Origin of the sequence: Marinobacterium sp. xm-d-579 (assembly GCF_013282935.1) — a bacterium.
Lineage (GTDB): Bacteria > Pseudomonadota > Gammaproteobacteria > Pseudomonadales > Balneatricaceae > Marinobacterium_E.
In genome coordinates this window covers 443,509-455,021 of sequence record NZ_WBYP01000002.1, presented here as the reverse complement: position 1 = coordinate 455,021, position 11,513 = coordinate 443,509, and the positions used below count along the sequence as shown (strand labels likewise).

At 43.7% G+C, this 11,513-nt stretch carries 9 protein-coding genes and 1 pseudogene; 6 read left to right on the top strand and 4 right to left on the bottom strand.

The window, feature by feature from the left end; translation table 11 throughout:
* Nucleotides 1–36: 36 nt before the first annotated feature.
* Genes XMD579_RS05850 through XMD579_RS05840 form a run of 3 tightly spaced genes read right to left on the bottom strand, consistent with a single transcriptional unit; the run spans nucleotide 37 to nucleotide 3,642 of the window.
* The gene (locus XMD579_RS05850; protein WP_173506048.1) at nucleotides 37–1,350 is read right to left on the bottom strand and encodes a hypothetical protein; all 1,314 of its coding nucleotides are present in this window, start codon (nucleotides 1,348–1,350) and stop codon (nucleotides 37–39) included.
* Nucleotides 1,350–2,750, bottom strand: a complete 1,401-nt coding sequence (locus XMD579_RS05845; protein WP_173506047.1) for a sugar transferase — start codon at nucleotides 2,748–2,750, stop codon at nucleotides 1,350–1,352. The genes XMD579_RS05850 and XMD579_RS05845 overlap by 1 nt, the downstream gene beginning before the upstream one ends.
* A gap of 1 nt (nucleotide 2,751) precedes the next feature.
* The gene (locus XMD579_RS05840; protein WP_173506046.1) at nucleotides 2,752–3,642 is read right to left on the bottom strand and encodes a DUF6492 family protein; all 891 of its coding nucleotides are present in this window, start codon (nucleotides 3,640–3,642) and stop codon (nucleotides 2,752–2,754) included.
* A gap of 127 nt (nucleotides 3,643–3,769) precedes the next feature.
* On the opposite strand from XMD579_RS05840, the gene XMD579_RS05835 reads away from it, so the two are divergent.
* The 5 genes and pseudogenes from XMD579_RS05835 to XMD579_RS05815 form a co-directional block, all read left to right on the top strand.
* Complete coding sequence (locus XMD579_RS05835; protein ID WP_173506045.1) at nucleotides 3,770–5,032, top strand: lipopolysaccharide biosynthesis protein; 1,263 nt, start codon at nucleotides 3,770–3,772, stop codon at nucleotides 5,030–5,032.
* A gap of 15 nt (nucleotides 5,033–5,047) precedes the next feature.
* Complete coding sequence (locus XMD579_RS05830; RefSeq protein WP_173506044.1) at nucleotides 5,048–6,247, top strand: glycosyltransferase family 4 protein; 1,200 nt, start codon at nucleotides 5,048–5,050, stop codon at nucleotides 6,245–6,247.
* 68 nt (nucleotides 6,248–6,315) lie between these two features.
* Nucleotides 6,316–6,795, top strand: a complete 480-nt coding sequence (locus tag XMD579_RS05825; protein WP_173480972.1) for a hypothetical protein — start codon at nucleotides 6,316–6,318, stop codon at nucleotides 6,793–6,795.
* Nucleotides 6,785–7,708 carry a hypothetical protein gene (locus XMD579_RS05820; RefSeq protein WP_173480971.1) on the top strand — a complete coding sequence of 308 codons (924 nt, stop codon included), beginning with the start codon at nucleotides 6,785–6,787 and terminating at the stop codon, nucleotides 7,706–7,708. The genes XMD579_RS05825 and XMD579_RS05820 overlap by 11 nt, the downstream gene beginning before the upstream one ends.
* Nucleotides 7,662–9,863: pseudogene (locus XMD579_RS05815) on the top strand (SLBB domain-containing protein); the annotation flags it as partial. The gene XMD579_RS05820 and the pseudogene XMD579_RS05815, both read left to right, overlap by 47 nt.
* A 389-nt stretch (nucleotides 9,864–10,252) precedes the next feature.
* Here the strand turns inward: XMD579_RS05815 and XMD579_RS11510 are convergent.
* Complete coding sequence (locus XMD579_RS11510) at nucleotides 10,253–10,390, bottom strand: hypothetical protein (protein ID WP_371815197.1); 138 nt, start codon at nucleotides 10,388–10,390, stop codon at nucleotides 10,253–10,255.
* Nucleotides 10,391–10,534: 144 nt separating this feature from the next.
* Here XMD579_RS11510 and XMD579_RS05810 point away from each other — a divergent pair, with 144 nt between their 5' ends.
* Nucleotides 10,535–11,491, top strand: coding sequence for a hypothetical protein (locus tag XMD579_RS05810; protein ID WP_173506042.1), 957 nt, complete (start codon nucleotides 10,535–10,537; stop codon nucleotides 11,489–11,491).
* The last annotated feature ends 22 nt before the right edge of the window (nucleotides 11,492–11,513 follow it).

Below are 11,513 nucleotides of genomic sequence, written 5' to 3'. Positions count from 1 at the left end.
TTTGTTGTTACTGGACCGGTTAAAGAGTGGTCCTATTTAGATATTCTTTAAGCTTACTTTGATGGCTCTTGCAAAGAGTCGAAAAGGACCAAGCTTCTCGTTCGCCAGCTCTAACCCCCAAAGTTGTCGTTCAAACTCATCGAGTGATTGATTTTTAAACACCGATTGAGGAGTAAACAGACCCTGTGAAATTGGAAGGTCTGTTATGGGACGCTCATCTTCGATGGACTCATACTCGCTTCCAAATAGCTTTAGATCCCCATCGATCACCCCTAAAAGTTCAGGCCAACGTTTTACCCAGCCAATATTTGATGTGAAGTTGAGTTTGGTAAACCAGAGCGGGTGTAGACGAGATCCTCGATTTGAGAGCTGATCTTCTCTATTTAAAATCCCCGATTTTTGAGTAAATAATGCCAGTGGCAATGCGACGGGTGCTGATAAGATCATAAGCATAGATGCCACTAATCGTTCGCTGGTATTCGTTTTAACCAGTGAACTGCTGGGTATAATTGGGCTAATTAATGCAGGATCTGCAATCTGTATAACACTCTGGTGTTTCAAGTCGACCAGTAAACTGCCCATCGCAATTGAGTCCGTTAAACTGACGTCCTGTCCAACATAGGTACCTGGAAATACAATAGCTCGATTAAGTTGAGCGCCTTTATCGACCATAGAGCCTGCCTCAACCGCGGTTTGAGACAAGGTTGCGTTCTGATCAATCATTACATCTCTGCCGATGTAGAGAGGTCCTTCAATTGAGTCTGAGCGACTTGAACTGAAGGTGGGTGTCGCTAGCCATTTGTCATCGTCTGCACGCAAACCCCTAGGAACTAGGCCAGAATAATCGCCGTTTAGCAGAGCAAAATAGGCTTTTATGTATGCATCCAGTGACGCGAGTGAGTTGGAATCACTCTGTCTATCTTCACTTCGATTCCACTCTAGGGTGTTTAGCTGTTCAACCGAGTCAGAGTCCAGCGTTAAAAGATTACTAATCGCTCCCTGTTCTGTTTTGGCGGGCAAAACATCGGCACGGGCAGCAATCATCTTACCTGTCGTTGAAAAATGCATCCTACTCCAAAAAGCGATAGGCGGCTCTTCACCGGTTGATAAATGGTAGTTAAGTTTTAGCCCCCAATGATCACCATTGGGTACCGCTTTTTTAATCAGATCAGCGAACTGATTGATCACAATATCTACCTCTTTAACACCCATATCACAGAGCTGCTCAAGCCAGAACTCTAGGGGTGTTTTACCAGCAATGGGTAGCAAACAGATAGGGTAGCGATCATTGAGAGGAGTTAGCTCTTTCCCTTTGCGATCAGCGAAAAGAATGGCACGTTCAATGGTCATTAGTAGGCTCCTTTACCGCTAACTACAGCAGGTATGGTTTTAGCGATCAGCTTTACATCATTCATTGCTGATTGCTGGTTAACATAGGCAGTGTCCAAAAGAACCTGCTTATCAAAGGGGAGGTCTGATCGACCTGAGATTTGCCACAGACCTGTTAAACCCGGCATAGCTTCCAAACGAGCACGGGCTAGCACCGGGTACTGAGCGACCTCAGCTTCTAGAGCAGGTCTTGGGCCTACCAGCGACATATCACCGATCAACACGTTATAGAGTTGTGGTAGTTCATCAATACTGAGTCGACGAATGATGCGACCTATCGGAGTAATGCGAGGGTCTTTTTTCATTTTGAAAATGACACCATCCGATGATTCATTCTGTTCCATCAGTGCCGCTTTGCGTGCATCGGCATCTATATACATTGAACGGAACTTCCACATTCTGAACAGCTTGCCTCGGTGTCCTACCCGGACTTGAGAGTAAAAGAGAGGTCCTGGCGAAGTGACTTTTATTCCTAGAGCAACAGGAATCAACAGCGGTAATAGAAATAGCAGCCCCAAACCGGCGCCTAATAAGTCAATAGATCGTTTTAAAATGCTTTGCATTTTGCATCGCAATAGCCACAGAGATGACTTGGTTCGTATTGATAGGCGCTTAATGCGGGTTGACCATCCCCACTGTCTTAAAATCGTATTGATACGTGAGTTTCGTTTCTCGTCACTGTTAGGGGTTTGATAAAGCGTTCCTACGAAGGTTTTAAAAAACCGCATTGGAGAGAAGAGGACGCTGTGTCTTAGACGAGATAATTTAAAGCCCTCACTCACCTCAAAAATAGCATCAAACAGCGGATGCCCCAGAGTGACCAACAGAGGTACTTCACACTTTGATTTTACTCGAGACATTAAACGCTCTTGAAGGGGAGTATCGAGAGCGAATAGTACTGAGCTTGGGTTTTTCTCGTTGATCTTATCTAAAAACCATTGTGTGCTTTTATCGTATTGTGTATCGCAAATAGTGATCTGGAGATTTAGGTTAGGGTAAAGTTTAGTAATCTCGAGCTCTGTTTTATGTGCGGCTTTTTTATTGTCTGTGAACAAAATGACCGGTTTTTCAAACGCTTCAAGTGATAGCAGTAGCTCTCGATAGAGTGATGAGCTTTTTGCTGACGGCATTTGTCCACGATTAATCAGGTTCATCGATACATTGATACCACGCCCGCGAGGGATGAGCAGATCGACTGATGAAAATGCCTGCTTGAGATCTGCCTGCTCATTCGCCATTGAAAGCCCTGCAGCGTCAATGAAAGAGACTGTTTGACTGCCACTGCTTTGGCGAAGTGCGAGTTCAATGTACTGACGAAAATCTGATTCATTGATTGGGGTGATTGATTCTAATATCTGCATATCATGCACCAACCTTTGCGTTTGAAATGTTTGAGGCCTTCTCAATCAATTCGGCCTCTTCATCCGTTGTGAAGCTTAAATTTGATTGAATCAGAACGGCGATAGCCGATGGGTCAACCTTTGCGGTTCCATTGGAAACTGCCTTAGCGGCCTCAGAATCCCAGCAACAGTGACAAAGATCTTTGCTTGTTTCGTAGTGGTTTGATCGGTCAATACCCAGCACTCGTGTCACATACATGCCGTACAGAATGTACTCAGACACGGTCAAAGAACGCGCAATTGCTCTCGTCCAGTGAGTAGCCGTTTCTCTGCTAATGTCCCTTAACATAGCCATCAACGTCTCTCGATCCCATGTGATCAACTGTCCAACGTAATCAGAACCCGCATAAGCTGTGTCGCAGCCGAGCAATTCTCCAGCTTTCGCATGCCATTTAAGGTGAACACCGTAGTCCATATCCCCTGGAATAGAGTGCAGACGTGTGCGTCCTGACTGTTCAATTAAAGAGAGGTCAAGTTGGCGTATGAATTGTAGATCTGAGTCCACAAACATTAAGGTTTTAGCCTTAGTGGAGAAGCCTGCGCTTAGTTTTGTAATCTGTTGCATGACCCAACCGCGTGTTGGAAAACCCCAAGCCCCCAACCACCACTTGTTCGAAAATGGGATTTGAATAAATGAGTCTGGTACGACAGATTCAACACTGACTACTCTGCGTCGCTCGTTTGCGAGCGTTAAAAACTTTTTGAGATCACGTTTAGGAACAATCAAGACATGTTCGTAGATTGAATCAACGAATCTATCCACCGATTCACACAATCGTTTACAACGATCCAAGTCCGGACCATACGAACAGGTGATAAGCGCCAGTTGATCAGATTGAGAGTTTGAACTCATTACTCACTCCAGTATGCATTTACTGGTGATTAGCATTAATCGTGCCAACTTATATTCATTTATATGAATACATTGGCACGAAATATGCTGTAGAGGTTCAATCGATCAATGTTTGGGTTTACGACTGATGATTTCTCGACTTAAGCACTTTCTTAATAAGGATGCTTTTTTAAAAAATATACTGGTGCTGGCCAGTGGCACGGCGCTGTCTAATGCTTTAACGCTCCTATTTTCATTGGTCATTACACGACTGTATGGTCCTGAACAGTATGGATATTTAGGTGTTTTCACCTCTTCAATTTATATGTTTGCACCTGCCATTGCTCTGACCTTACCTATGTCTATCGTGCTGGCGAAAAGCGATGCCGAGGCCTGGAAATTGGCTAAGCTATCACTGTTTATAAGTTTATCTCTCTCGACCACTCTACTCATAAGTTTGCTGATCTTTGAAAAAGAGGTCCTGACGTTAATAAATGCCGAGTCCCTTATTGGTTTGGGTTGGCTACTACCTGTGGCTATTTTTATTGCTGCGATATTCCAGGTTAATGAACAGTGGCAGATTAGAACTAAGAAGTTCTCCAACCTGGCAAAATCACTCAACATTAGGGCGCTGTTTATTGGAATGAGTCAAACCTTGATGGGTTTGATTAAAGCCACCGGTGGATGGTTAGTGGTGTTTTATACCCTGGGTATGATGATTCAAAACCTCTATCTAGCGAAGCGATCTGGTCTATCCACTGAGTATGTCACTAAAGATTCCTATCGTGATTTGCTCAAACGCTATTCCGATTTTCCAATCTATCGCGCACCACAGGTGTTATTAAACTCAGTCTCGTTGGCTGCGCCTACGTTGATGTTTGCCTGGGCGTTCGGATCAGCGGCTGCAGGCTATTACACCATTGCCTTCGCGTTGTTGACTGTACCTGCAACCTTGTTGGGGAAAAGTGTAGGGGACGTCTTCTACAAAGAGGTTGTTGATAGGGTAGAGCAAAAACAGACTATCACCGCACTTCTTAATAGAACGACGAGAAATTTATTCTTATTGGGCATATTTCCTTTTGGTTTCATCGCTCTGTTTGGACCTAGCATTTTCGCTCTGCTTTACGGCGAAGAGTGGAAAACGTCGGGAGAATTTGCACAATGGATTGCCCTGTGGTTATTGATGATGCTGGCCTCAAGACCTGCCATTGCATCAGTTCCCGTTCTAGGTCTGCAAGCTCATCTGCTTGCTCATGAGATCGTTTCACTCTCTGTTCGGGTGTTAGCCATCTACCTTGGCGTGTTAGAACAAAGCCCCCTTCAATCGATCATCTATTTAAGCATTGCTAACGGTTTTCTCTACGGGACTTTAATCCTGTTTGTCTACCAAAAATCCAAACGCTGTAGTTGATTTAACAGGAACCCAATGATGAAAATTCTGCTGTTTAATTCTGTCTTCTTTCCTACCAAACTGGGAGGTGCTGAACAGTCCGTTTATAACTTAGCGGATGGCCTAGTCTCCATGGGTTATGAGGTGGCAGTAGCCAGTATCGTGAAAGATCCCAGCTTGGTTGGTTCTCGGCGTTTAGAAAATGGCGTAACAGCCTTCTACTTCCCAGATAGAAACATCTACTGGCCTTTCGTAACGCTAGAAACACCCAACAAAGTTAAACGTGTTGCTCAGAAGCTTGCACAACGTCTTCTGGATCTTAGTAATTTTCGTTATCGAAAAGATATTTTGTCCGTCATTGATCAGTTTCAGCCAGACATTGTGCATACCAACAATCTTAAAGGAATCAGTGTATTGGTTTGGAAGATTGCTAAGCAACGAGGCTGCAAGGTCGTTCATACCTTGCGGGATTACTACATACAGTGTCATCGAGAGTCGAGAAGAAAAAATGAGATAAATTGCGAAGCAATTTGCAAAGAGTGTAAATGCTATTCGATGCCAAAAAAGTGGGGATCTGAGCGAGTCGATGGCATCGTAGGGATTAGCAATTTCATCTTAAATAGCCACACTGAAGACGGTTACTTTAAGAAGAGTCATCAGCGAGTTATTTATAACAGCATCTCCCCTAATGACAATTTTGAAGAACAGTCACAATGTCCTCGGTCAAGTGAGGCGAAAGTCTTTGGTTACATTGGTCGTATGGAGTACGACAAGGGTGTAATGCAGTTGGTTGATCGCGTGAAACAATTACCTGAAGGGGGTGATTACCGCTTCGTTTTTGCCGGAACCGGTGAGAAAAGGATTGAGTCACAGCTGGATAGTGATCCTGCCATTGATTACAGAGGATTTACTAAACCTGCTGATTTTTTTGCAGAGATCGATGTGCTGATTGTTCCCTCCTTATGGTATGAGCCTATGGGGCGTGTTGTTATTGAGGCCTATGCCCATGGCATACCGGTAATGGTTCATGGGGCTGGTGGATTGCTCGAACTGGTCAGGCAGGGGGAGACAGGTCTTGTCATAGATATTAACAGCCAATCAGAGTTTGAATCAGCACTGCAAACCTTTGGTCAGTTGGATTACGAAACACTCTCTAGGCACTGTTTAGAACAAGCAAAAAATTACTCTAACCGAGAAATGCTCTCTAAATACAGTGAACTCTATCAGGCTATTTGATTTGCACTTTGCAAAACTGGCAAGGTTTTTGCTTATTGCTATCTGAGAATTAATGATTAGGTAGCAGTGTGCAGGATAAAACCCGAGAGAGTAGTGAAGTATTTGCTGATTTTACGATCAGTCGAATTCCTCATAAAACTCTCTCTAGTCTCAGTGTTGAACAACTCAACGACGTCAGGTCGGCACTGGTCGCTCAGTCCACCGAAACACGACACAGTCTAGATATCCGCATTCGACTCCCGCTTTTTTTTAGAGCCTACTATCTCGTTCTGTTTGCAGGTCGTGATCGAAGACGTAAAACACACAATTTAGAGTTGAACCGGATCGAGCGTTTGCCCATTGGTTTACGACGAACTGTCTACCTGCTGGTGTCTGGCAGTTTAATGATGACCGCTCTTATTGTATTGGCTGCAGCTCTCTATCTAATCAAAAGCTTTGCTGGTATCGATTTGATGCCCAATTCTCATCTTAGTGATTATCTGCCTTTTGATCTGTTTCAGGAGGCTAAGGACCTGTTAGGTCTCAAAGGAACGTCAAATGAAAAGTGATCTACTGAAGCTTTTGTTACCGATAACAACGCTGTTTTTAGCGGGTTGTTCTGGTTTTGAACGAACCATCGATGTACCAGAGAGAACACTGTTAACGTCGATTGACGAATACAACACTTCATTGAATAAACGCTCACTGCATATTTTTGATCCACTCAATATTGAGCCGCGGGTTAATCAACTTCAGCTTGAGAGAAGAGCTGACCAATTTACCCTGATTGCTGACTGGACAACCCTAAAGGGTAAAGAGTATCGAGGTGTGCCCAGTACAGATTATGCCGAAGAGGTCGTGCGTCGTTTTCTGGTAACGGCACCCAAGACAAACCTTGAAAGCCGTTTGCTAGCTGCCAATGACCTGGCGCAATTCTCCTCGGACTTCAGCTTTAAGCCACTATCTAAGCTCGATCCTTATCAATTAGATAGTGAGCAATTTCAGTTCGTCGCTGAGGATTTGATCTCTCTGCTAAACGCTTTACATCAACAGTCTGCACAGGTGAGGGGTTTTCAAACGATAGTGATTCTGACGGATTGGAGTGTCGTTGATGAAAATTTAGTCAATGCCATTAATCGATTGCGTCAGGCATATCGCTACCCAGAAGGCCACCTTATTCAATCAAAAACGCCTAAATGGATGTCGCCAAAAGAGTTAAAAGGTAGCTGTATCTATTTGATTGGAATCAGTAACTCTTTATCAAGATCGCTTATAGATCAGATCGGAGACTGTGGTTTTTCAAGTGCTGCAGACAAAATAATGCCGCCTGAACAAATGGCGCATTTTGTTGAGAGAGTACTTTATAAAGGACCTAAAGATAGTGATGGCGATGGTGTTTTTGATTACAAAGATCAGTGTCCAAGCACCGCTTTAAATGCGCTGGTCAACTTTAACGGTTGCGAGAAGTTTGCTGATGAGTAAGAGGGTAATGAATATGTTTAACACGAATAGCTCTGTTCTGAGCGCTCTCTGTCTGTTAATGGCATTCACGGTCAATAACGCGTCGGCCAATTCACTGCCCGAGCGTCAGCAGCGTCAAGCAGCGATTAATGCGGCGCCAACCGGTCAGGACTTACCCTTAGAGGAGGTCCCTTTGGGGGTTGTGAAAAGCTTAATCATCGATGAGTTACAAGAGCCTTCTGAGATAGAGAAAAAGATTGCAGAGACGCTGAAGCCGGTTGAGTTAACGGAGAAAAGCCGCGATTTGAAAACTCAGCCTTCGCTTGAGCAATTTGGCTATGACATGTTCACTACGCTTGCCACAACCTTTGCACCCGTTGCAGGTATTCCTGTTCCTGAAGATTACATCATTGGGCCAGGTGATACCTTTGTGCTGCAGATTTTCAGTGTGACCGATTTGGAGTATCGACTTGTCGTCACTCGTGAGGGTCAAATCCTGGTTCCAGAAATTGGCGCCATTCAAGTTGCGGGTCTCAATTTTTCAGACGCTAAACTGTTAATCAAAGAGTCCATTGATCGCGTCCGAGTCGGTGTGAAAAGTATCGTAACGCTAGCTGAGCTTCACTCCATTCAGGTTCTAATGGTCGGTGAAGTCAATCAACCAGGCACCTACACGGTGAGTGGTATGAGTTCTCTACTGAATACGTTGATTCAGGCTGGGGGTATTAAACGAACCGGCTCACTGCGCTCCATTCAGGTGAAGCGTCAGGGGCGGGTTGTTGCAGATTTTGATCTCTATGATCTGCTTCTACGGGGTGATGACAGCGGAAATGCTTATCTGCGCCAAGGGGACATCATCTTTATCAAACCTATCGGAATGACGGCAGGTATTGCGGGAGAAGTGCATCGACCAGCAATTTATGAAATCGAGGAAGAACAGAGCGTTACCGACTTGCTCAAACTAGCTGGTGGGCTGTTACCGACGGCTGCTAAAAGCACGGTTATGATAGAACGTATAGGTTCAAACGAGTCCTATGAATTGATCTCTGCAGATATGACGAAGCAGGGTGGGGATATTCGTCTGATCAATGGCGATCTGGTTAAGGTGCTACCGGTGATAGATCGTGTTGAAAATGTTGTGTTGCTTGATGGTCATCTGCTTAAACCCGGTGCAATGCAGTGGCAAAGCGGTATTAAAGTCACTGATCTGATTAAGGATGTTGCCACCCTTAAACAGGGCGCTGACTTATCAACCGCACTGGTTGAGAGGGAAAATCCTGTTAGTAAGAGAACGGAAGTCCTCTATTTTGATTTAGGTAACGCTCTCTCTAACCCATTTTCAGAAGATAATCTGACTCTGCAGGCACGCGATCGGATTGTCGTATTTAATACGCACGATCAGCGTGCAGATCAACTCAATAATCTGGTTAAGAGAATGGAGCGCGAAGCGTCTGCATCAGAGCTTTCACCTCTGGTTCGGATCAAAGGATTCGTTCGTCATGGCGGAACCTATCCAATCGCTAATGAGATGCGCTTAACCGATTTGATTGAGTATGCCGGTGGCTTCCAGGTAGGTAGTGATCGTTCCTATGTGATTTTGTCGCGCACCGATGCAGACAGCTTACAGGTGGATGTGACGGCATTGGATTTAACAGACAATCGATACAATCCTAAATTGAAAGCAGGGGATGAAGTCTACCTGTTTGGCCGAGACAGTAACCGATCTGAGATTTTAAAAGGTCTACTTGAGAAACTTCGACAGCAAGCTTCGATCAATACGCCTACACAAGTGGTTAAAGTGAGCGGATCCGTTAGGGCGCCAGGCCTCTATCCCTTAGTGGCTGGAATGCGTATTGAGGATCTTGTGGTTGCAGCAGGTGGCTTAAAAGAGCAAGCATATAACTCAGAGGCGACGCTAGCCCGTCGCTCAATAATCAAGGGCGATTATTCACGCATAGATCAATACGATGTCTCTTTAACTCAGAGAGAAGGTATAAGCGAAGATTTAACCACTGTGTTGATACCCTCGGATCATCTGGTCATCAGACAAAAACCTGAATGGATAAGTAACCGTAAAGAGGTGACCATTGAAGGTGAAGTTTTATTCCCGGGCACATACACCGTTGATAAGCGTGAAACACTGTGTGGTTTGCTGCAGAGAGCCGGTGGCTTTACAGAGGACGCTTATCTGTTTGGTACGGTATTCACCCGTGAATCTGTTCGCATTCGTGAACAACAGGCACTGGATCGCATGATGGGCGAGCTTGATGATCTGTTAGCGGATGTACACCTCTCACCAGGTTATCAAAAGCAGGATAAACAACCTGATAATAACGGTGCTGCGGAGACCTTGAAGATTATCAAACAACTGGCGCCTAAGCGTGCAGTAGGACGTATGGTGGTTGATATGGAGAGTGCTGTTAAAAACTGCTCAGAGTTGTCCGATGTCGTTCTAGAGTCTGGAGATCGCATTAGGGTTCCAAAATACCAAGATGAAGTCTCTGTCGTCGGTCAGGTCTATTTTCCAACGTCCCATAAATATCGAAAAGATAGAGCCTCATTGGACTACATCAATCTAAGCGGTGGTATGAAAGAGTTAGCACAGCATGAGCACGCTTTTGTGGTACAAGCTAATGGAGAGGTGATGAGTGTTCGTTCTAAAGCATCAAGTTGGGGATGGTTAGGTAGTGCTTCAAACGTCAAAGTGACACCAGGGTCTACTATCTATGTGCCGTTGAGTGTCGATCGAATCAATGGTCGAGAGTTCACACAATCTTGGGTGGATCTGTTCTATAAATTGACGTTATCAGCCTCAAGCGTCAGTTATCTTTTTAACGGTAATTAATTATGAAGAACACAAATGAACCACCTATTCATATCGATCAACAGGTGGATCTTTTAGAGTACTTAGACGCTATTCTTCGTTCGAAATATCGTCTGATGATCGCGGCCATTTTTGCAGCAGCTGCTGTCTTTGGTTTATCAAAGTTTGTGGATGATAAGTATACAGCTACATCAATTGTTGCAATTAATATAAATGAAAACCCTGGTGGTGTATCACCTGAGAGTTATAGAGGAAATGACACAATTGGACTGCTAGAGCATGAGTTCCTTATAGATGCAGCGCCAAGTAATGAAATAGATAGACTTTTAGCAAAAATAAATGGATTTGAATTTATTAAAACGTTTATTGTAAAAGAAAATCTATTACAAATTATCTTTAAAGATAAATGGGATGTGGCAAATAATGAATGGATAGATGATTTTGAACCAGACTATAGATTAGCGTCAAAAATTCTAAAAGACGAATACTTAATACTTGATTATGATGAAAAGAGCGGTTTGTTAAAAGTTAAATTTACATCGCTAAGTCCTGACTTGTCGGCAAAAATTTCAAACGTAATTCCAATTAGTTTTAATAGTTATTTAAAAAATAAAACTGTGGATTCAATGAACGTGAGAAGGGGGTACTTAGAAAAAAGGTTGTCGGAGGTTTCTAATATTGAAGTGCAAAGATCAATTTATAGGTTGCTTGAAGCGCAATTGGGTATGGAGTCAATCATTCATGCTAGAAATGACTATCCATTAGAAATAATACAGCCGGCGACCTCTCCGCTATTCAAATCTTACCCTTCCAGAAAAAAATGGACAGTTTTAACATTTTTTGGTGTGTTCTTTTTTGGTCTGTTTCTTGTTGTCGGTAATGTGATCTTTGGAAAGATGAAGACGGCGATCTCTCTGTACAAAAAAGATCGAAACTCTAAAAATCTAAATCAGAGTGAAGATATTTGGATTGATAACTGATATAAATATTTATTATTAATTC

Coding starts and splice junctions, on each gene's coding strand:
- XMD579_RS05850 (WP_173506048.1), bottom strand. CDS start 1,350: ATGACCATTGAACGTGCCATTCTTTTCGCTGATCGCAAAGGGAAAGAG.
- XMD579_RS05845 (WP_173506047.1), bottom strand. CDS start 2,750: ATGCAGATATTAGAATCAATCACCCCAATCAATGAATCAGATTTTCGT.
- XMD579_RS05840 (WP_173506046.1), bottom strand. CDS start 3,642: ATGAGTTCAAACTCTCAATCTGATCAACTGGCGCTTATCACCTGTTCG.
- XMD579_RS05835 (WP_173506045.1), top strand. CDS start 3,770: ATGATTTCTCGACTTAAGCACTTTCTTAATAAGGATGCTTTTTTAAAA.
- XMD579_RS05830 (WP_173506044.1), top strand. CDS start 5,048: ATGATGAAAATTCTGCTGTTTAATTCTGTCTTCTTTCCTACCAAACTG.
- XMD579_RS05820 (WP_173480971.1), top strand. CDS start 6,785: ATGAAAAGTGATCTACTGAAGCTTTTGTTACCGATAACAACGCTGTTT.
- XMD579_RS05810 (WP_173506042.1), top strand. CDS start 10,535: ATGAAGAACACAAATGAACCACCTATTCATATCGATCAACAGGTGGAT.